The following is a 21,652-nucleotide window of genomic DNA, read 5'->3' as shown; positions in this document are numbered from 1 at the left end:
GATGGAGAAGAAGGAATACCAACTTGGCGACGTTGTACAGATGAAAAAGCCCCATCCATGCGGTACGAATGAAATGGAAATAATTCGAATGGGAATGGATATTCGGATTAAATGTGTAGGCTGTAAGCATAGCGTACTGGTGCCGAGAACGAAGTTTGAAAGCAAGCTCAAGAAAATATTACGCAGCAATGCGGTGTCAGAGGTCAAAGACGAAGAGACGACCTAATCTTTCAGAAAAAATAGCAAAACACTTGCGAGAGACAGACTTTTTTGATACAATAAGTCCTGTTCTCATTTTCTTGGAAAGGTACCCAAGTGGTCCAAGGGGGCTGACTCGAAATCAGTTAGGCGTCGCGAGGCGTGCGTGGGTTCGACTCCCACTCTTTCCGTACTAGAACATCAGATGAAAGCCGTTTATATCCTTCATGGGTATAGGCGGCTTTTTTTAATATCCTGTTTAGTTATCGTGATAATGGTTTATATGAAAGATAGGGATAAATCGTAAGGATTCGAAGCAACCTAACAGTTAGGTTATGGAAAATAGCTTGTAGGAGGACGACGTACATGAAAAAATGGATGATAGCTCTTGCAGTGTTTGCTGTGATGGCCTCAGGCTGCGCTAAGAAGGATGATACGACGACGGCTAGTCCAACACCGGGCGTGACCGTGCAGCCCTCAGCTGGGGCTTCTGCGACGCCTAGCGGGACGAACGCCGGTGGAGCTGTGACAGCAACGCCTAAGGCGACTGCGGGTGGTGGAGCCGCGGAGACACCTTCGACGATAACGAAAGAGCAAGTCGAGAAAATTACTTTGACGAGCACCTACGATGACTTAGTCAAGCAAACAGGCTCCAAAGGGAAGCTAGTGAAAGAGGAGAATGGAAAACGCACCTATGAGTTCGCGATTACCAATCAAGCTGGGTACTATGCTGAATTCGTTTATACCGCAGACGGTAAGATTTCAGAGAAGCGCGTGTATCAGAAGTAGAGCATGCAGAAACACTCCTCAATGACTTACTTGAGGAGTGTTCTTTTTGATTGAAGAAGTTACATCCGCTTGCCGCCTTTTTTATGCCATTTGCGATTATGATTGCTCGTTGCCGGGAAGGTATCGCCTTTTCTGAGTGTCACTGTCTTGGGATTGTTAATCCCCATATGGAAGGCATTCTCGCCAATCTCCATATATTCGCCATCGTTAGGAACATGATCGCCTTCATTAAAATGTGTCCATTCACCCATGTGAATCACCTCTTTATCAGAATAACAATCATAGTTATGATGGCCATTGATGAGCCCAAGCATGTACCCAATCACTTACCAGCTTCCTCCTGTGCAAAACATGAAATCGAAACTTGTAATTTGCCGCGTGATTTGCTATAGTATTCAGGTGCGAGTTTTGAAAAAGAATCCTCGCTCCTTGCTCCTTCGCTTGCCTAGCAAGTTTGAACAGGAGCCGCTTAGTCCAAAAGGAGGTGAAATACATGCGCAAATATGAATTGATGTACATTATTCGTACTGACGTTGAGCAAGAAGTTGTTCAATCTACGGTTGAAAAATTTCAAGGCATCATCACGAACGGTGGGGGAGAAATCTCCAAACATGACCTGATGGGTAAACGCCGTCTTGCGTATGAGATCAAGAAGTTCCGTGACGGGCACTACGTGCTTGTACACTTCAACGCAGAACCTGCTGTTGTAACTGAACTTGATCGCGTACTTAAGATTTCGGACGAAGTTATTCGTCACTTAATCGTAAACGACGTAGCTTAATCAAAGCCAGTATTTTCGTCAGGAGGGTTATTCATGTTGAACCGTGTTATTCTTATCGGTCGATTGACCAGAGATCCAGAACTTCGTTATACACCAGCTGGGGTAGCAGTTACCCAATTCACACTTGCTGTAGATCGTCCTTTCACGAGCGGTGGCTCAAAAGAACGTGAAGCGGACTTTATCAATATCGTCACGTGGAGGCAGCTTGCCGAAACATGCGCGAACTATTTGCGTAAAGGTCGTTTAACAGCAGTTGAAGGACGCATTCAAGTGCGTAACTACGACAACAATGAAGGAAAACGTGTTTACGTGACCGAAATTGTTGCTGATAATGTTCGTTTCCTTGAATCTAGCGGCGGCGGGAATCGCGAAGAGGGCGGATCCTCTAATGCAAACGCAGGCTATAGCGGCGGCGGAAGCAGCAATCGTGGCGGTGGATCACGCGAGCAGCAGGATCCTTTCATAGATGACGGAAAACCGATCGATATTTCCGATGATGATTTGCCATTTTAAACGTAGAAAGGACTGAAGAGACACAATGGCTTTCCAAAAAAGAGACAACAATGGTGATGACCGTGCTGATCGCAAATTTGCTCCTCGTGGCAAAGGCGGTAAAGGCAAACGCCGTAAGGTTTGTTACTTCACAGTAAACAAAATCAAGCATATTGATTATAAAGATATCGAGACTCTTAAAAAGTTCATCAGTGAGCGCGGGAAGATTCTTCCTAGACGTGTAACTGGAACTTCCGCTAAGTACCAACGTGCTTTGACGATCGCAATCAAGCGTTCCCGTACAATCGCGTTGCTTCCTTACACAACGGAATAAGAATCCAGAAGAGAGCAGTCGGGCAACCGGCTGTTCTTTTTTTTTGTCTAAAATCCCTCCATAAAGGATAAACCAGAGTTAATACTTTGTTAATAAACCATTCAGATGGATTCAATAAGCTTGTATTAAAATAAGTAGTAAGGAAACGTTTCCCGCAAATTGGTTGTAAAGGAGATTTACAATGAAACTTAGTAAAAAATCACTTACGGTCCTCTCGTTTACGGTAGGAGCATGTTTATTCGTCACAACGGCCTTCGCCGATACGCTTTTAGGATCCGGGTATGATCGCTTGAAAGACTCCGTCAAGAATACGGCTTCCCAAATGGAAAATGGTTTAAACAACTATACGCTTGAGACACTGTATACCTTGAAAGACAATGATAAAACCTTGATTCAATCATCTGGTACCAAGAAGATGGATACGGTGGCTCAAGTGTCGGAGAACAACGAGGTTAACAAAAATGCCTTAGGTGAAACGCATGCCAACTACTCGTATTCCGACGCTAAGCAATCCATTCAAAAGAATGAATGGGATAATACGTATTACGTCATGGAATATCCGAAAGATGTGAACCGTAAAGGGAAATCTGAATTCAGAAACCCTTTTAAAGAAAGAGGAGCATCAGAGGTAGAGAAAATTGTCGACGCTGTGGTGGGCTCTTTGAAAGATTATGTACAAGTAGAGGAAGGGACGGATGGCGGAAAAGTGTATTCGGGTAGCTTATCCGAGGCACAAGTGCCAGCTGTTGTGAATGCTGTTAGCTCGTTTGGTCTTCAGCAAGCGCTAGGTAATGAAGGGGATTTAGGTACTCCAGTTATAGAAAGCGATATTTATGTGAAAAAAGTTGTAGGTAAGGCGATTGAAAATAAAGCAGGTTATTTAGAGAGTCTTTCAGGCGATATCACGTTATCCGGTAAGGATAAAAATGGTGTTCAGCATGACTTGAAACTAAATGTCCTAGCGAAGCTGACGGATGTTGGCACTACGAAAATTACCAAGCCTGATCTAACAAATGCTAAGGTTGAGAAGGTTAGCAATCAAGCAAATGGATTTAGCAGCAAATATGTAGGTACCTATAAGAATGACATCGTCGTAGACAAAGACGGCAAGTTCGTGAAGATTGGCGAGAGAAAAGTAGAAGTCACCAGCGTAGATGGAGATAAAATAACTGGTAAGTATTCTGAAATCGTTAAGCCAGGTTATGAAAAGGATTATCCAAACCCGGATGCGTATAATTTTGAATACAGCCCGTCGACATCTCAAACATTTAGTTACACAGATGCACAGGGTGAACAGAAGAGCGGTTCGATCTATGCCAACCCTACAGGTAAGATATACTTCCAAACAGGTCTTGAGGTCGTAGAGAAAAACGGGATCGTCAATAGAAAAAGCAGTGTAAAAGCTAATTTTGATGGTGAATTTAGCCGCGTATTTGAATAGACATGATGCTCAGGAGGCTGCTGTTGCAGCTTCCTGAGGTTGTTTAAGGAGATGATGAATTGACAATCAAGGCGATTGAAGTAAACGGCTTAACTAAGTCATTTAAGAATGGCCGAGGCATTAGTGATTTGAACTTAGAAGTCTATCAAGGGGATATCTTTGGTTTTCTAGGACCTAATGGTGCAGGGAAGACCACAGCTATGAAAATGATTACAGGACTTATGAAGCCGGATCGAGGAGAAGTGAAGATTTTCGGCGCCAGTGTTTCAGAAGACTATGTCAATGCCATGAAGCATGTGGGTTGTCTAATCGAAACAGCGGAATCTTATCCTTATTTAACGGCAAATGAAAATCTGAAGCTGTTTGCAAGGTTTTATCCACATGTGGATAACAAGAGAATTGACGAATGTCTTGAAATTACAGGCATGCTGAAATATAAAAATGAGAAATCACAAAAATTCTCCTTAGGAATGAAACAAAGATTGGGGATCGCCGCGGCCATTCTGTCGAAGCCGAAGCTCTTGATTTTGGACGAGCCCTTAAACGGACTGGATGTCGAAGGTATGCTCGAGATGAGAAAGTTGATCAAGCAGCTTTCCCAAGAAGGCACAACTTTCTTTATTTCTAGCCACTTGATTCATGATGTGGAACTAACGTGTACAAGAATTGGGATTGTCTATGGAGGCAAGCTTGTAAATGTAGAATATACGCAAAACATTCTTTCGTATTATTCTTCGCTTGAAAACTTTTTTGTGAGTGAGGTGGACAGGAATGGCAGGGTTTAAAGCCGCATTTATCAATGAAGCTGTGAAGCTGCTGAAAAAGAAAAAAATGATGGCGGCCGCGATTCTATCCATCCTCGCTGTGGTCATCGGACAAATTGCTGTCACGACGATTAAGCATGGTTTGGGATTAAGGGTTGTAGGAAGTATTGAATTTCCTATCGTAGTGCTATCCTTTATTACGTATACGCTCCTGCCGCTTTTCGCTATCTTTGTAGCCATTGATATGTTTAACGGTGAGTCCTCATCGAATACAATGAAAATCACACTTTTAAGACCCGTCTCCCGATTTAGTATTTTTAGTGCGAAGGTATTAAATTTAGCTTTATTTATTGCTGGCAATCTCTTGTTTGTTATGTTGCTTTCATTAATAGCTGGATTTATTTTTAATCCGTCATCAGCTAGCTTGGTCGGGATTTTTAAAGTGATACTTTCTTACGGATTAACGTTTTTCCCTGTGTTTGTGTTTGCGCTTATTGTTGTCCTGCTTTCCAATGTCATTCAAGGCGGATTAGCTGTATTTTTTCTCTCCATTCTATTGTTCATCATCTTTAATTCAGTAGGTATTGTTTTCTCGTCCTATTCTAGCTTTTTTATTACTTCAATGTTTGACTGGTATACGTTATGGATTTCAGAGTCGATTAATGTTTTTAAAATATTACGTGAAATTTTAATCATGTCAGGCTGTGGTATGATGGTATTTACAACAGGATATTACCTGTTTGACAATAAGGATATATAGAAAGGGATCCACATGCATTTAACCAAACGTTTTTTCACGATGAATGCACTGGTTGTGCTTCTCTCTGTTGGTTTGACTGTTCTGGCTATGATCATCTTTGTTGCTGCGCATGCGAAGGTGTTTGGCAACGAAGCTACTACGAAGGAGTTTCAAAAAGCCTTCGAAGTACGAGCAGCGATAAGTCAAATGAAAAGAGAAGCACAGACTTTGAAGTTCGAGCAGCTTTTGGAGGTCAGATACCAACAGGAGCTTGCGGATCGAGTAAAGGCTTTGGGTGCGAGTGCGATTATTTTTAAAAATAGAGAAGTTATCTACGCTACACAAAATTTCAGTAAGCTCGATATCGAGAGCAGCATCATGCTGTCCGATGATCGCGCGGCTTCCGATGAGATTGAGCTTGACGGTAAAACGTATATGTTTACTAGAGCAAATTATAAACTGCCAACGGGTGATGTCGGCGTTTTGCTGCTGCTTGCACCCATAAAGCTGAAAACTAACTTTGTCATACTGCTCGGGATTTTTTCAATTTGTTTTTTTACCTTCGTTTTTTTACTAACGAACTTCTGGGTCTCGTATCGATTTTCACGCGGCATTATTCGGCCGATTTCCAGGCTAAACGACGCTGCCCAGAAAATTAGCGAAGGGGATTTAAGCCACGGGATTGCAGAAGATGGCGAAGGGGAAGTACGCGAACTAAGCAGAACGCTGGAGTTAATGCGCATTAAGCTCAAGGAATCTGTATATATGCAGCAAAAATATGATGATAATCGAAAGTTTCTGGTATCCAGCATTTCGCATGATCTAAAGACGCCAGTTACATCCATTAAAGGATATATAGAAGGAATTATAGATGGTGTGGCCAAAACACCGGAGAAACTGGAAGAGTACTTGGAAACCGCACGTTCTAAAGCGATTTTAGTCAATGCGATGATCGATGATCTTCTTTTGTACTCCAAGCTAGATTTGAACCAGCTTCCTTATCATTTTGAAAAGAGTGATTTGGCCAGCTATTTCGAGGATTGTGTTGCGGATCATAAATATGAATGTGAAAAGGCGAACATCACCTTAACATTAATCAATGAATTAAATGAGCCCGTCAAAGTCTTGATTGATAGTGAACGTTTGAAGAGGGTCATACAAAATATTCTTGATAATGCCATAACGTATGCAAATAAAGCAGATGGAAAAATAGAGATAATCCTTAGGGAAACACGAACGTCTGCTATTATAGAAATGAAGGACAATGGAAAAGGAATACCCGAGGGTAAGCTTCCCTTTATATTTGAGCGATTTTATCAGGTAGACCCTTCAAGAAAAAGCGGAAGCGGATTAGGTCTTGCAATTGCCAAGCAAATTATAGAAGGGCATGACGGGAAAATATGGGCGACAAGTACCGTAGATGAGGGTACACGCATCATGATATCTCTGAAGAAGTTCTAGCCTGTTTGGAGGGTACGATGAAGAAAATTTTGATTGTTGAGGACGACCAAAGCATCGCCAATCTGCAGAGAGATTACTTGGAGTTGAGCGGCTATTCAGTAAAGATGGTAGACAGTGGATCAGCGGGCTTGAAAGCTCTCAAAGAAGAAGCCTTCGCGCTGGTTATTTTAGATATCATGCTGCCGGACATGGATGGATTCGAGGTACTGAAGACTGTGCGTGAGCAGGACGACATTCCAGTGCTTCTCGTATCAGCGAGAGCAGAGGAAATATATAAAATTAATGGGCTAGGCCTCGGTGCAGACGATTATATTACCAAGCCATTCAGCTCCGGTGAGCTGGTAGCGCGGGTTGGTGCCCATTTGAAGAAATTTGAGCGGATGAAAGAACGGTTTGGAAAAGGGAAAGAAGGCAGCACGATTCAGGTTAGAGGTCTTGAGATACAGAAGGAGGCTAGACGCGTTTTTGTAAACGGAACGGAAGTGGTTCTAGCACAAAAGGAGTTTGACCTGCTTTTGTTTCTTTTACAGAATGCAAATCGGGTGTTTGGCAAGGAAGAGCTGTTCGAGCGGATCTGGGGCATGGATGCCATGAGCGACGCCTCTACGGTAACGGTTCATATTGCCCGAATTAGAGAGAAAATTGAAGAAACACCATCGAAACCTCAGTACATAGGTACAGTTTGGGGATCGGGGTACAGGTTTATCGTTTAACCTAACAAAAAAGAGCTGGTCCTCAGTAGGCAAACTACTTGAAGGGCCAGCTTTTTGCTTGAACGGCAATAATTCCTCCTAGAAGTCCGATGTAGAGGCTTTCTTTTCTAGTACTGATTTGTGGTATAATTAACAATAATCGTTCTGGTGAGATGAGGAGAGATGACGGTTGCTGAATAGGGATAAGGATGTTGACCTAGCCAGACGGGCCAAAGTCATTGAATGGCTCAAAACAGAAGTCGTAGATCATGTAGCTCATCTGCTCAAAGGCATGTGGGAAGGTAGTCATGCGAAAATGATCGATGGATTAGCTAGTTTAATTTCGAGCGGTTACATTTTAGGTCGCAGACTGGGGATTTCTTATCGCAGTTTAGATGACGCTATCGTTGAGAAGATGAAGAAGCACCGCCAAGAGGGCCATCAACTTGAGGACTGGTATGGCGACATTTCATCGCTCGAAGAACATTTACGTAAGAGGTGAGCCCGGTTGGGGAATCGAAGTTGGCAAAGTGTCATCTGGAGCGTAGTCATGATCTTATCATTGCTATCGTTGATGACGCCATTTATTATTTTCACGTGTAGTTTTCTGTTAGTTCCAGTGCTTATGTTATATGTCAAAACAAGTACGAAGCGTTTCGTCATCAGCTATGTGCTCAGTCTGCTCGTTGTTTACATACTTACACAGTGGTTAGGCCTATATCTGATCACCATTGCATTGTTTATCCTACCACCTGTGTTAGTGATGGGTAACTTGTATAAACGCAAAGCAGCAGCAAGGTCTGTGCTCACTGCGGGTATCGTTACCATTTTGGCAGAGTCCTTGTTAAGCCTGCTGTTAGGCTTTGCACTGGGACTGAATCCAGTTGCGAAATTCAAGCAATTCATGTTAGATAGTATCGCAACGATGCCGCAAAGCATTCAAGAGATTTTACCGAAGGATCAAGACTGGTATGTAGGCTTCATCGTGCAAGTCATTCCTCTGTATTTGATTTTCTTGGCTTTGTTCGTAACGTTCGTGACGCATGGGGTAACGCGCTGGTTTTTGAATAAATCAGGCGAAGGAATCCCAGGCTTGCGCCCGATGAGAGAGTGGATGCTACAAAGATCCTTAGTTTGGATCTATTTAGTGGCGTTTGTCTTGGATTTATTCACCAAACCTGATTCAAGCTCGCTCATTTCCACGTTATTGATGAATGCAATGCCGTTGTTGATGCTTGTATTCGCAGTTCAAGCGATAGGATTTCTGTTCTTTGTAGCCCATGCAAATAAGTGGAAACCCATCCTGCCGATCGTGGCGATTATCATCCTGATTTTCCTACCGCCACTATTTATTGTGTATAGCTTATTAGGGGTATTTGATGTTGCGTTTCCAATCCGTGAACGGTTTAAGAAAAATTTATAGGATTAGGAGCTAGTTCGAATGCCGAAGTTCCTTTTGAAGCGGTGGCACGGTCAACATATTGTGTGGATGTTCGTTCTGCTCATCGCCTTGACAGCCACTCTTTATATGTTCAAATGGTGGCTGGGCCTAACGGCTTTCTTACTCTGCGGAGTGATGGCGTATTTTACGCTGCAAGCGGAGACAGCTTTCCGCAATGAACTGAATACGTACGTCGGAACGATAACCCATCGTGTGAAAAAAGCTGGCAATGAAGTCATGAGCGGACTGCCCATCGGCATTATATTATATAATGAAGACAAACGCATTGAATGGCACAATCCATTTGTAGCAAAGATGCTGGGGCAGGACTCGGTGATTGGTGAGTCGCTTTATGATTATTTCCCTGATCTTAAAAATAAGAAAGACAAAAGCGAGAAAATGGAGATCAAGGTTGGCCAATTTATTTATCAAGTCTGGTCCAAACCGGAGGAAAGACTCCTCTATCTACGTGAAATTACGGAGCAAGCATTGCTCGCGAAGAAATACGAAGATAGCAAAACAGCCATCGGCATCGTCATGATGGACAATTTGGAAGAAGCGACGCAGGGACTGGATGATCAGGCACGCAGCATTATGCTGGCCAAGGTCACCGGTGAAATTACAGAGTGGGCTCAGAAGAACCAGCTGTATTTACGCCGGACCTCATCCGACCGCTTCCTCATTCTGATGGATCAGAAAGCATTGCGCCAGCTGGAACAAACGCGATTTGAACTGTTGGATGACGTTCGTGACCTGACGATTGAGAACAAGCTGCCATTAACGCTTAGTATCGGGATCGCCTCGGGAGCTGAGCTGCTAACGGAGCTTGGTCAAATGGCACAAATGGGTCTGGACATGTCACTCGGCCGCGGCGGTGACCAGGTCACGGTGAAGGTCGGACAGCGTCTGTCCTTCTACGGTGGAAGAACGAATGCAGTTGAGAAAAGAACCAGAGTCAGAGCCCGCGTTATCTCGCATGCACTGCGCGACTTGATGAAGGATAGTGATAAGGTCATCATCATGGGGCATCGCTTCGCAGATATGGATTCAATTGGCGCGGCGATTGGTGTACTCAAGGCCGTACAGGTTGTCGGCAAAGAGGGCTATATCGTGTTGGAAGGCGTGAACCCGTCCATTCAAAAGGTGATGGAGACGATCGCGGCGGACGAACGCCTGCATCGTTGGTTCATTACGCCGGAGCAGGGCATGGCGATTACGACACAGCGCTCCCTCGCGGTCGTCGTTGATACGCACAAGGCATCTATGGTAGCCGAGCCTAAGCTGCTACAGCTGACTCACAGGGTCGTGGTGGTCGATCATCACCGTAGGAGTGAGGAGTTCATCCACGATGCTACGCTCGTCTATATGGAGCCGTACGCGTCCTCTACGTGCGAGCTGGTGACGGAACTGCTGCAATATATCAACGAGAAGCTGTCCATGGAGGTCCTAGAGGCAACCATGCTGCTCGCAGGGATCGTTGTCGATACGAAGAGCTTTAGCCTTCGAACAGGTGCGAGAACGTTTGAAGCCGCGTCCTACTTGCGACGCAATGGGGCAGATTCTGCGCTCATTCAGAAGCTGCTGAAGGAAGATCTAGATTCTTACATCCAGCGTTCCGAGATTATAAAACACACAGAAACGATCTATGATCATATCGCATTGGCAGTTGCTGAGCCATCACGCAAATATTCTCAGTTGATGATTGCGCAAGTTGCTGATACATTGTTAAATATGACGAATATTATGGCTTCCTTCGTAATTGCCGAACGACCGGACGGATTAATTGGCATTAGCGCGAGATCGCTGGGTCAAATGAACGTTCAAGTGGTCATGGAGCGTCTAGGCGGCGGCGGGCATTTGACCAATGCAGCCACACAGATCGAAGGTACATTAGAGGAAGCAACGACGCGATTAAAACAAGTACTAGCGGATATAGAGGAAGAGGAGGGACTTTTCGAATGAAAGTAATTCTACTAAAAGACGTTAAAGGCCAAGGTAAGAAGGGCGAAGTGAAAGAAGTATCCGAGGGATACGCGCAAAATTTCCTAATCGCACAAGGACTTGCTGCTCCTGCTACACAGGGCACGGTCAAAGTGTTAGATAATCAAAAGAAAGCCGAGCAGCGCCGCAAGGATCAAGAGAAGGCGGATGCGCAGGCGCTAGGCGAGAAGCTTAGTGAAATGACGGTTCAAATTAAAGCGAAGTCTGGCGAAGGCGGCCGTTTGTTCGGAGCCATTCCTAGTAAACAAATCGCAGAAGTGCTTGAAAAGCAATATAAGATCGTAATTGATAAGCGTAAAATCGTGCTGGATGAGCCGATTCGTACACTAGGTGTAACGAAGGTTCCAGTGAAGCTCCATGCGGAAGTAACAGCTAGCTTGAACGTTCAAGTAACGGAAGAGAAGTAATCTTTTGAGGCCGGGCAAGAAGATTCGAATAACCAGTAGGAAAGAACGAGAGTCCCAGTCTGGGGCTCTTCTCTCTTGTAGACATAAAACTAGTAAACTATTAAATTGTGAAAATGAAAGGCGGGCACAGTAGCATGAGCAATGGAGATAATATGTTTGTGGATCGTGTTCCGCCTCAAAATATAGAAGCAGAGCAAGCCGTCCTAGGTGCGATCCTGATTCATGGCGATGCGTTAATTACCGCGATGGAGCGGATCACGAGCGATGATTTCTATCGCGGCTCTCACCAGCGCATTTTCGAGGCGATCGTTGAGCTTGCCGAAGCGCAAGAACCGATCGATCTCATTACCCTAACGGCGCTTCTTCAAAATAAGCAGCAGCTTGAGGAGATCGGCGGTGTCACGTACTTGTCCGATTTGGCGAACGCGGTGCCAACCGCTGCCAACATTGACTACTACGCGGCGATTGTCGAGGAGAAATCGATGCTTCGCCGTTTGATCCGTACAGCGACTCAGATTGTGTCCGATGGCTACGCGAATGAGGACAATGTCGGGATGATGCTCAGCGACGCGGAGAAGAAGATCCTTGAGATCTCGCAGCGCCGCAGCTCCACCGGTTTCGTCGTGATCCGCGACGTGTTGATGGAAGTATTCGAGAAGGTTGAAAGCCTCTACTCGAACAAGGGCGGATCAACGGGAATTCCATCTGGATTCCTTGATCTGGACAAGATGACGTCCGGCTTCCAGCGCTCAGACTTAATTATTCTTGCGGCGCGTCCATCCGTAGGGAAGACCGCGTTCGCTTTGAACGTGGCGCAGAATGTCGGCGTTCGGGCCAAAGAGACCGTCGCGATCTTCTCGCTCGAGATGGGCGCCGCGCAGCTCGTACAACGTATGGTCTGCGCTGAGGCGAACGTCGATGCGAACCGCATGCGTACGGGTAATCTGGAAGGAGACGACTGGGAAAAGCTGACGATGGCGATCGGTGCTTTGTCCGAGGCCAATGTTTTCATCGACGATACACCGACGATTACAGTTGCGGATATCCGAGCGAAGTGTCGTCGACTGCAGCAGGAGAAGGGGCTCGGCATGATTCTCATCGACTACTTGCAGTTAATTGCTGGTCGTGGCGGAAAAGGCGGCGACAACCGTCAGCAGGAGGTCTCTGAGATCTCCCGTACACTGAAGCAAATTGCCCGTGAGCTGAACGTACCGGTTATCGCGCTCTCGCAGCTCAGCCGGGGCGTTGAGCAGCGGCAGGACAAGCGTCCGATGATGTCTGACCTTCGGGAATCCGGTTCCATTGAGCAAGATGCCGACATCGTAGCGTTCCTATACCGGGACGATTACTACGATAAGGAATCGGAGAAGAAGAACATTATCGAGATCATTATTGCCAAACAGCGTAATGGTCCCGTAGGCACCGTCGAGCTGGCCTTCCTGAAACAATTCAATAAATTCGTGAATATGGATCGCACTCATCAAGAAGCAGCCGGGCATTAGGGCTGCTTTTTTTGTCGATTGGGTGGGCACCCAATCTGTACATAAAATAAGCCCTAAAGAGGCATCTTATGGGCATAGAATCAGCGAGGACTAGGCGAAGCTGGAGGCATGTTTGCTTTTCATGTTAGCAGTGAAAGAGTTTGCGTAATTTCCGAACAATTATACAGACACCCCTGTAATCGTTCGTTTTTCATTGACTTTGGCATGGGGGACTGCTAAACTAAAGACGGTGAAAAAACCTTGATCGATTAAGCCGGCTTGAGGCAGGTAACTCGAAATAAGGTCGTTTTTTCATGCCGAAGGGCGGGTTTCCTTCCTGCAGATCACTGCCGAAGAGACCAGATATTCCTTTGCGCCTACGTAAGTGAGAGTTAGCTCTCTTGTCTGATGCCGTGTGCAGCAGTGAATAGAGGTAGTTGCATCACCAGAATCGCCAGAGGGAAAGTGCCATGGACACTAAACGCTTTAGCGCTTTAATGAAGTCCAACTTTCTTCTGTAGTCTTACAGCCATAACGGCTCATTATGGGTGACTTGTCACCGTACGGAGGTAAGTGCATATGTCAACGGTTGTTGTTGTCGGAACGCAATGGGGAGATGAAGGGAAAGGTAAAATCACGGATTTCCTAGCGGAATCTGCTGAGGTTGTTGCGCGTTATCAAGGTGGTAACAATGCAGGCCACACAATCATTATTAGCGGGAAAAAGTACAAGCTGACTATGATTCCTTCCGGTATTTTTTACAAAGATAAAGCTTGTGTGATCGGGAATGGGATGGTTATTAATCCGGCTGCACTCATTGAAGAAATTAATTACATTCATGATAATGGTTTTACAACAACGAACTTGAACATCAGTGACCGCGCGCATGTTATTATGCCGTATCACTTGTTGCTTGACGGTCTGGAAGAGGATCGTAAAGGTGATAGCAAAATTGGTACGACTCGTAAAGGGATCGGCCCTGCTTACATGGATAAAGCGGCTCGTAACGGTATTCGTATCGCGGATCTGATGGATGCGGAAGAGTTCGAATTGAAGCTTCGTCGTATTGTTGCTGAGAAGAATGTTTTGATCGAGCAAGTTTACGGTTCAAAAGGGCTTGATGTTGAGCCAATTCTTAAAGAGTACCTCGCGTACGCAGAAATCATTCGTCCATACGTGAAGGATACTTCCGTTATCCTGAATGAATATATCGACCAAGGCCGCAGAGTATTGTTCGAAGGCGCGCAAGGCGTTATGTTGGATATCGACCAAGGGACATACCCATATGTAACTTCCTCCAACCCAACGGCTGGCGGTGTGTGTATCGGTTCTGGCGTAGGCCCGACGAAGATTCACAACATCATCGGTGTGGCTAAAGCTTATACAACGCGTGTCGGCGACGGTCCTTTCCCAACGGAATTGGACAATGAAATCGGCGCATGGATTCGTGAAAAAGGCTTCGAGTACGGTACAGTAACTGGTCGTCCTCGTCGTGTTGGCTGGTTCGACAGCGTAGTTGTGCGTCACGCAAGACGCGTGAGCGGCATCACGGGCTTGTCCTTGAACTCCATCGACGTTCTGACAGGTCTAGAAACCGTCAAAATCTGCACAGGCTACATGTACCGCGGTGAGTTGATTGAGCACTACCCAGCGAGCTTGAAAGCTATCTCCGAGTGCGAAGCTGTATACGAAGAGCTTCCAGGTTGGACAGAAGATGTTTCTGAAGCGCGTACGCTAAGCGATCTGCCTGAGAATGCGAGACACTATGTGGAGCGTGTTTCCCAACTGACAGGTATTCCAATCGCGATCTTCTCCGTAGGTCGTAACCGTGAGCAAACGAATTTGGTTCGTCCTATCTACGCATAATCATAGATAACTTAAATAATCCTCTAGGCTGTTCCCGCGGCTTAGGGGATTTTTCTTTTTGCTTATAGGGATTTAATGGCAAGGTTTTCGTCCATACTGGGGAGAGAAGCATATTTATGCGCCAGTCATGTAAGGAGTGAACCAAAGCGAATGAAACTGTTAACCTGGTTAGGCAAAATCGTCATCAGCACCGTCCTTATTACATCCATTACGATGTTTACAACATGGTACGTGGTGAACATGTACGTGGAGGATATATTTCGACAATATCAGCTACCCGCGATGGGTAAAAAGATTCAATTTGGTGAATTTGCGTCAAGATTGGCGGAAGAGCTGAATATAGTTAAGGGGAAAGACGGGGGGAAGAAGGCTGCACTAGGGGATACCCCTGCAACGACGCCTTCGCCAACTCCTAGTCCCAACCCGTCAGGGGCGTTTCCAAGCCCGAGTTCAAGTCCAAATCCGAATGATCAACAACCTGTAGGCGGTAATCGTTCGTCAGGCGATGTTGGCGCATCGACAGGCAACGAAGACGAAGCGGTAGCCGTGATGGGAAGCGCTCGAACGGAGGAGAGCGAGAAGAAGGAGCTTGTCATGTCCACCGAGGATTTTGCGAAGAAGAAAGAAGCACTTTCTAGTGATGATAAAATGAAAATATTTTCACTTGTTGTCGCTAAGCTGCCTCAGACCGAGGTGCAGAATCTTTCCGCGATCCTGGAAGATGGAATTACCACACAAGAATTAGAGCAGGTTAACTCGACACTTAAGAAATATTTGAGTGATAAAGAGCTATCGCAGTTAACGGATATTTTAAATAAGTACTAGGTTCAGGGGAAGTTGCTGATCAATGAGATATGCATCCGAGCTTCCCTTCGAAGTTTCACGCCTTTTCGTCAATTCTTGGCATTTCGAGTGAAACAGTTGGGATTATTACCAAAAAACAAGTATTTTAGCGACTTCTTTTGGCGGTGGACACGAATCTATCACATGGTAATCGAGTATTTTGTTGAAATAGGCACAGAAAGTGTGTTAAATTTAACAAATGAAAGAAAACATAATGGATATTATGTCTAATCAAGGTTTATTTATGTATCTATGGAGTTAATTCCAAGGATGCAAAACCGTTCAAAGGGAGAAGATCATGACAGGTTTCAGGGGAATGCGTTTTGTCATGGATCTCATGAAGAGATTCACGTCTAAGCGAGAAAGCTTGACCGGAAATGAATCATTATCAGACAAGCAGCAAGAAGAGGTTCAACTAGCCGAAGTTCCGACATCCACGACACTAACGTTAATTAAACGACATAAATGGACTCTTGCACTAGGCGTAGGTGTCATTGCACTTACGGGAGCGATTACGTTATCCGGACATGAGTATGTTGAAGCGGGCATGGATACTGTGTACCATGTCATGCTGAACAATCAAGAAATCGGTATCGTAAGCGATAGTAAGCTAATTGATGAATATAAGATCAACAAACCGTTAGATGTACAGAAGAATTTCCCAAACGTTCACGTCGTTCTTAAAACAGATGGGATCACCTACACGTCTGAAAGGGCTTACAATTTAAAAACAGACGATGCTGGTGTTATTTCTTCGTTGGATGAACTGCTTGTACCGCAGCCAGTGGGTGTTGCGCTTAAAGTGGATGGCAAGACGATCGCGATTGTGAAGGATCAGGCAACAGCCGATCAGATTCTTACGCAAGTCAGCGAACCATTTACACCAAAGGGCAAAAATAGTGAAAAAGTTGCCGCCTTATCTACCGGTCTAGGTGAGGATATTTCAACAGCGCCTTCCGAGCTTGAGAAGGTCGAATTTGTTCAGAAGGTCGATAAAGAGGAAGTTCCCATCGATCCGACAGATTTAGCGAAGCCTGAAGATGTGGTGAAAACCTTACAAACAGGCGATGTTGCACCAGCGAAATACACGGTTGTCGAAGGCGATTGTGTATCCTGTATTGCGAAAAAATTAGGGATCACGAAGCAATTCATTTATGATAATAATCCAGGCATTCAAGATGATAAGCTTAAGTTGGGCAGTCAGTTGGACGTTACGGTACTGAAGCCAACACTTTCTGTGAAGACGACGGAGAAGATCGTGAAGAATCAAGAGATTCAATACGATACCGAGTATGTGAAAGACGATTCGATGCGTCTTGGCGTAGTTCAACCGATTTCACCAGGAAAGAATGGGCTTAAGAAAGTAACGATTCAAGTGACGAAGGTCGATGGCTTATTGACTGAAGAACAAGTTGTGAATGAAGAAATAATTGATCAACCTGTCACGGCTAAGGTGAAAAAAGGAACGAAAGTCATTAAGGGTGAAGGTACCGGGAAGTTCGCATGGCCGGTGATTTCGCCTAGTATCTCAAGTACATTCGGTTATCGTTGGGGCAAGCTACATAAAGGCATCGACATCACAGGTAACAGAAACATTATGGCTGCAGATAATGGCAAAGTCGTGGAAACCGGCTATAAATCAGATTACGGCAATTATATTATAATTAATCATTTAAACGGTTATGAAACACTTTATGGACATTTAAGTCAGATCCTTACGAAGTCAGGCACGATCGTCGAAAAAGGCGATAAAATCGGAATTATGGGAAGCACTGGCGATTCCACTGGCGTGCATTTGCATTTTGAAGTGCAGAAGAGTGGCAGCGTTGAAAATCCTTTGAAATATTTGAATCGGTAATTTGAATCGGTAAATAAAGATAGAGGCAAGGTCAATCCGGACAACTCGGGGGCCTTGTCTCTTTTTCATTCAATGTATGGTAAAATGGAGAAGAGCTTCAAGGAAATTACTGGTCAAAATGACGGATCTAACTCTGACAGCTTGTGCTCGATAGAGCCTAGCAGTGTCAGTTACTTTATAGTAGGCGGTGGTCGCATGTTTGGGAAAATTCTCGTGGTGGATGACGAACAACCAATTGCAGATATTTTGAAGTTTAACCTGGAGAAGGAAGGGTATCAGGTTATTTGTGCGTACGATGGTGGAAGCGCTGTAGAGCTTGCGTTCTCGGAACAGCCGGACCTCATTCTGCTTGATCTCATGCTTCCTGTGAAGGATGGCATGGATGTATGCCGTGAGGTGCGCTCTAAGCTCAATACACCGATTATTATGCTGACAGCGAAGGATACGGAGCTGGACAAGGTCTTGGGCTTAGAGATGGGCGCAGACGACTATGTGACGAAGCCATTCGGCACCAGGGAGCTGCTGGCCCGTGTGAAGGCGCATCTGCGCAGACAGACGAAGGTGCAAACAGCACCGAACGAGCCGGAAGCACAGCGGAATGGGATGCGCATTCATGCGCTTTTTATCGATAACGACATGTACATGGTGTACAAGGATGGGACCCCCCTTGATCTGACACATCGGGAGTTTGAGCTCATTCAATATTTGGCCAAAAATTCAGGCAAAGTAATGACCCGTGAGCACCTGCTGCAAGCGGTGTGGGGGTTTGAATATTTCGGCGACGTACGGACCGTCGATGTGACGATTAGACGCCTGCGCGAGAAGCTGGAGACGGATCCAAGCCGTCCAGAGTATATCATGACGCGCAGGGGCCTCGGTTATTTGATGCGCAGTCCGAAAGCCGGAGGCTTCTAAACATGAAGGGCATCCGCTTCTTTCAATCGATTCAAGCGAAGCTAATTATTATTTATGTCCTGCTGATCCTGATTGCGATGCAGTTGATTGGCGTGTATTTCTATAAGACGGTAGAGACATATTTTAAAAATGATTTCTTAGCATCCCGCAATAGTCAGGTTACGCTGCTTGCTGGCTTCGTTGAATCGTATTTGACGGGGGATCAGGAGAGCAAGAATGCAACTGAGGGTAAGAAAACGTATGCGGATTTAAATGAATTTGTTAGCAATCTTTTCTCTATTAATAATGCTGAGATTCAAATCATTGATGCGAACGGGAACGTCATCAGTACTTCGGTTCCGAGCCATTTGAAGCAAAAGAATACACAACCGGAAGTCATTCGGGCTTTGCAAGGGATTAAGGATAATCAGCGGATTTTTACCGATGAGGACGGGTATCGGAAGGTTATTATTGCGAAGCCGGTCGGCAGCGGGGCACGTGTTTTAGGGGCGGTATACATTATTGCCTCGATGGAGGACGTCTATAAGACGATCCGCTCGATCAACCGTATCCTCATTTCGGCGACGTTGATTGCCTTGGGATTGACTGCCTTATTAGGTGTCCTCTTAACGAGTACTATTACGAACCCGATTAAAGAGATTACGAAGCAAGCGACGGCTGTAGCTGAGGGAAATTTCGATCAACAGGTCGTCATTCAAGGGACCGATGAGATCGGGCAGCTGGGACAGACGTTTAATTTTATGATGAATCGGCTGAAAGAGGCGCTCTCCCTCAACGAAGAGGAGAAGGAGAAGCTGGCTTCGATTCTGACGAACATGAATGACGGGGTTATCGCGACGGACGATAGAGGTCAGGTTATCGTTTTGAATCGCCGTGCGAAACAGATTTTGCAAGTGGAAGAGGAAACGACATTAGGTTTGGATATTTCCGATGTCATCGGCATTCCCATAGATACGATACGTGGTTTAGTGACAGGGCAAGTGAACACGACGCTGCTGGACATTCAACTGCCTGACGATGAGGACGAGCAGTTGTCCGTTCGGATCACCTTCACACCGATTCACCGTCGGGGTGAAGGCCAGCATGGGATTATCGCCGTGCTGCAGGACGTCACGGATCAAGAGAAGCTGGAGCAAGCGAGACGAGAGTTCGTAGCGAACGTCTCTCATGAGCTGCGCACGCCGCTGACGACGATCAAGAGCTATCTCGAAGCGCTTGATGATGGCGCGATCGAAGAGCCGCAGCTTGCCTCGCGCTTCATCAGCGTGACGCGCAGTGAAACCGAGCGGATGATCCGCTTGGTAACGGATCTGCTGCATCTATCGCGGCTGGACTCGAAGCAGTCCATGATGAGCAAGTCCTCGACCCTCGTCAGCGAGATGCTGGAGGAGGTAGCGGACCGGTTTTCTTTTCAGCTGCAGCAACGGAAAATTCAAATAATGTTACACGTGGAACATGGCGTAACGAGTCTTATGCTGGATCGAGACAAAATCGATCAGGTTCTCGACAACTTAGTATCTAATGCGATTAAATATACCGGTGATGAGGGCACAATTCGGTTGGAAGCACGCAAGATTGACAAAGAGATGCTGGAAATTACCGTGCAGGATAACGGAATGGGGATTCCGAAGAAGGATCTTTCCCGCATTTTTGATCGCTTCTATCGGGTAGATAAAGCACGCTCGCGCAATATGGGAGGCACAGGTCTTGGTCTGTCCATTGCCCGGGAAATAGTGAAAGCGCATGGTGGAACGATTGCGTTAGAGTCTGAACTGGGTCAAGGAACACGCGTCCTATTTACATTGCCAATCGTGCAAGAAGAGGAGGGGGAAGTATGATTGAGAGCTTGAAATCGATCCTGCTAGTTCTGTTGATTGGAACGAGCTTGTATCAGAGCTTTATCCTTGCTTCCTATAGCCCTCCGAAGATTGAACCTATTCAACAAAGCAATTATGTGCAGACCGAGACACTGGGTAAGCAATCAGAGCTGGCGGATATGCTTTTTCCAGATCAGCTCATTATTCATTTGGGAAATCAGCAGCATTCTGTGCTATATCCGAACAATTATTACTACACCAGATTGCTGGACAATATTAAGCAGCGCAGCTTCAAAGGTTTCCGCAAGACGTCAATGTATCTCGTCAATGTGAACTGGGAAGATGTTCGAACGAAGCAGCTTGGCGTAGAGATTCGGTTCCGAGAGGGAATTCCTTTCACGATCCTGCAGCAGCTGTTCCGAATTGAAGGGGAAATCCCCGTCGAGAATGACAAAATCACGAAGATTTGGATTTACTCCAAGGGGACTAATGACGAGGTTCGGGCCTTCTTTTTCACGGATTCGCCGGGCGTTGGCTATGAGGTCATTGGGGCGGATTTCACGAGTAAGGACGTTGAGAATTTCGTAGCTTATGGCGAGCCAACCAACTTATATAAGACAACCAACAGCGGTGACTATTACTTACCGTTGAAACCACTGCATCTACCCAGCTATACGTTCACGTATACGCAGCTTACCGCGGACCAGCTGAAGCAAAGCTTATTCGTCGATCCAGGCATTACTCGGTATCTCAGAGAACGTGATGGATCAGAGATTTACACCGACAGTAAGCGCGGCTTTCAGCTCAACCGGGATCAACGGTGGGTTACTTATTCCGATCCCGTTGCGCCTGCGGCAAGCAAAACCGAGGTGTTGGACGATCTGCTAGCAGGCATCAAATTTATCAATCAGCATATTGGTTGGGATGGGAAATACATGGTTGCCAAAACACCTGAGAAGCAACTAATGGACAACCAGACGTTCACATTCCGTGAGTATTATGAATCGCTGCCTATTATAACTGCACAGCCTGAGGGCTTTGGCACGATGAAAATGCAGGTGCAAAAAGGTGTTATCTCCGGCTTCGAGCGATCCATGGTCATTCCTGATCTGAAATCGGCACAGCGCCGCGATAACGAGTTGATGTCGGGTGAGGCGGTGGAGCTGCGATTACAGTATTATCAACGTCGATCCAGCATCGTATCGATATTCCCAGCCTATCGTCCGGTTATCTCCGATAAGACGTTGACCTTAACGAGTGCATGGGCGCTGGAGCTGCGCGATGGTACGTATGATTTTATTGAGTAGGCGGGACGTCAGGGAAAGGTTGGTG

At 45.7% G+C, this 21,652-nt stretch carries 22 protein-coding genes and 1 tRNA gene; 22 read left to right on the top strand and 1 reads right to left on the bottom strand.

Annotated features, from left to right (window positions below; all coding sequences use genetic code 11):
• Position 1 precedes the first annotated feature (1 nt).
• The 3 genes from AC58UX_RS21745 to AC58UX_RS21735 all read left to right on the top strand — a co-directional run bounded on the left by AC58UX_RS21745 (position 2) and on the right by AC58UX_RS21735 (position 987).
• Complete coding sequence (locus AC58UX_RS21745; RefSeq protein WP_497256544.1) at positions 2–226, top strand: DUF951 domain-containing protein; 225 nt, start codon at positions 2–4, stop codon at positions 224–226.
• Between the two features lie 75 nt (positions 227–301).
• A tRNA-Ser gene (locus tag AC58UX_RS21740) sits at positions 302–389 on the top strand.
• 175 nt (positions 390–564) lie between these two features.
• Positions 565–987 (top strand): hypothetical protein, encoded by a 423-nt coding sequence (locus AC58UX_RS21735; protein WP_497256542.1) that lies wholly within the window; start codon positions 565–567, stop codon positions 985–987.
• Between the two features lie 59 nt (positions 988–1,046).
• On the opposite strand, the gene AC58UX_RS21730 is transcribed toward AC58UX_RS21735, so the two are convergent.
• Positions 1,047–1,238 (bottom strand): YjzC family protein, encoded by a 192-nt coding sequence (locus AC58UX_RS21730; RefSeq protein ID WP_028557224.1) that lies wholly within the window; start codon positions 1,236–1,238, stop codon positions 1,047–1,049.
• Between the two features lie 242 nt (positions 1,239–1,480).
• On the opposite strand from AC58UX_RS21730, the gene rpsF reads away from it, so the two are divergent.
• The 19 genes from rpsF (at position 1,481) to AC58UX_RS21635 (ending at position 21,627) form a co-directional block, all read left to right on the top strand.
• A complete protein-coding gene (gene rpsF, locus AC58UX_RS21725) occupies positions 1,481–1,768 on the top strand; it encodes a 30S ribosomal protein S6 (protein ID WP_028557223.1) in 288 nt (95 codons plus the stop codon).
• Between the two features lie 33 nt (positions 1,769–1,801).
• Complete coding sequence (gene ssb / locus AC58UX_RS21720) at positions 1,802–2,281, top strand: single-stranded DNA-binding protein (RefSeq protein WP_497256539.1); 480 nt, start codon at positions 1,802–1,804, stop codon at positions 2,279–2,281.
• A gap of 25 nt (positions 2,282–2,306) precedes the next feature.
• Complete coding sequence (rpsR, locus tag AC58UX_RS21715; RefSeq protein ID WP_028557221.1) at positions 2,307–2,594, top strand: 30S ribosomal protein S18; 288 nt, start codon at positions 2,307–2,309, stop codon at positions 2,592–2,594.
• Positions 2,595–2,775: 181 nt separating this feature from the next.
• On the top strand, positions 2,776–4,035 hold the full coding sequence (locus AC58UX_RS21710) for a hypothetical protein (protein ID WP_497256537.1): 1,260 nt from the start codon (positions 2,776–2,778) through the stop codon (positions 4,033–4,035).
• Positions 4,036–4,094: 59 nt separating this feature from the next.
• On the top strand, positions 4,095–4,820 hold the full coding sequence (locus AC58UX_RS21705) for an ABC transporter ATP-binding protein (protein WP_497256535.1): 726 nt from the start codon (positions 4,095–4,097) through the stop codon (positions 4,818–4,820).
• A complete protein-coding gene (locus AC58UX_RS21700) occupies positions 4,807–5,559 on the top strand; it encodes an ABC transporter permease (protein ID WP_497256533.1) in 753 nt (250 codons plus the stop codon). Before AC58UX_RS21705 ends, AC58UX_RS21700 begins: the two co-directional genes overlap by 14 nt.
• Positions 5,560–5,571: 12 nt before the next feature.
• Complete coding sequence (locus tag AC58UX_RS21695; RefSeq protein WP_497256531.1) at positions 5,572–6,999, top strand: sensor histidine kinase; 1,428 nt, start codon at positions 5,572–5,574, stop codon at positions 6,997–6,999.
• Between the two features lie 17 nt (positions 7,000–7,016).
• Positions 7,017–7,712, top strand: a complete 696-nt coding sequence (locus AC58UX_RS21690) for a response regulator transcription factor (RefSeq protein ID WP_497256529.1) — start codon at positions 7,017–7,019, stop codon at positions 7,710–7,712.
• A gap of 169 nt (positions 7,713–7,881) precedes the next feature.
• Positions 7,882–8,193, top strand: coding sequence for a MazG-like family protein (locus AC58UX_RS21685; RefSeq protein ID WP_497256527.1), 312 nt, complete (start codon positions 7,882–7,884; stop codon positions 8,191–8,193).
• A 6-nt stretch (positions 8,194–8,199) separates the two neighbouring features.
• On the top strand, positions 8,200–9,114 hold the full coding sequence (locus AC58UX_RS21680) for a DUF2232 domain-containing protein (RefSeq protein ID WP_497256525.1): 915 nt from the start codon (positions 8,200–8,202) through the stop codon (positions 9,112–9,114).
• 18 nt (positions 9,115–9,132) lie between these two features.
• Positions 9,133–11,094, top strand: a complete 1,962-nt coding sequence (locus AC58UX_RS21675; RefSeq protein WP_497256523.1) for a DHH family phosphoesterase — start codon at positions 9,133–9,135, stop codon at positions 11,092–11,094.
• On the top strand, positions 11,091–11,540 hold the full coding sequence (gene rplI, locus AC58UX_RS21670; protein WP_497256521.1) for a 50S ribosomal protein L9: 450 nt from the start codon (positions 11,091–11,093) through the stop codon (positions 11,538–11,540). The genes AC58UX_RS21675 and rplI overlap by 4 nt, the downstream gene beginning before the upstream one ends.
• 134 nt (positions 11,541–11,674) lie before the next feature.
• Complete coding sequence (gene dnaB / locus AC58UX_RS21665; protein ID WP_497256519.1) at positions 11,675–13,042, top strand: replicative DNA helicase; 1,368 nt, start codon at positions 11,675–11,677, stop codon at positions 13,040–13,042.
• Positions 13,043–13,600: 558 nt separating this feature from the next.
• Complete coding sequence (locus AC58UX_RS21660; RefSeq protein ID WP_497256517.1) at positions 13,601–14,887, top strand: adenylosuccinate synthase; 1,287 nt, start codon at positions 13,601–13,603, stop codon at positions 14,885–14,887.
• Positions 14,888–15,037: 150 nt separating this feature from the next.
• On the top strand, positions 15,038–15,712 hold the full coding sequence (locus tag AC58UX_RS21655; RefSeq protein WP_497256515.1) for a hypothetical protein: 675 nt from the start codon (positions 15,038–15,040) through the stop codon (positions 15,710–15,712).
• Positions 15,713–16,028: 316 nt separating this feature from the next.
• On the top strand, positions 16,029–17,588 hold the full coding sequence (locus AC58UX_RS21650; RefSeq protein WP_497256513.1) for a peptidoglycan DD-metalloendopeptidase family protein: 1,560 nt from the start codon (positions 16,029–16,031) through the stop codon (positions 17,586–17,588).
• 195 nt (positions 17,589–17,783) lie between these two features.
• On the top strand, positions 17,784–18,503 hold the full coding sequence (gene yycF / locus AC58UX_RS21645; protein ID WP_056622616.1) for a response regulator YycF: 720 nt from the start codon (positions 17,784–17,786) through the stop codon (positions 18,501–18,503).
• Between the two features lie 2 nt (positions 18,504–18,505).
• Positions 18,506–20,341: a cell wall metabolism sensor histidine kinase WalK gene (walK, locus tag AC58UX_RS21640; protein ID WP_497256511.1), complete on the top strand. Its 1,836-nt coding sequence runs from the start codon at positions 18,506–18,508 to the stop codon at positions 20,339–20,341.
• On the top strand, positions 20,338–21,627 hold the full coding sequence (locus AC58UX_RS21635) for a YycH family regulatory protein (RefSeq protein WP_497256509.1): 1,290 nt from the start codon (positions 20,338–20,340) through the stop codon (positions 21,625–21,627). The genes walK and AC58UX_RS21635 overlap by 4 nt, the downstream gene beginning before the upstream one ends.
• The last annotated feature ends 25 nt before the right edge of the window (positions 21,628–21,652 follow it).

This window comes from Paenibacillus sp. J22P90, assembly GCF_059692195.1.
Note: the sequence above shows the minus strand (reverse complement) of the source record. Positions and strands in the feature narration are given on the sequence as shown.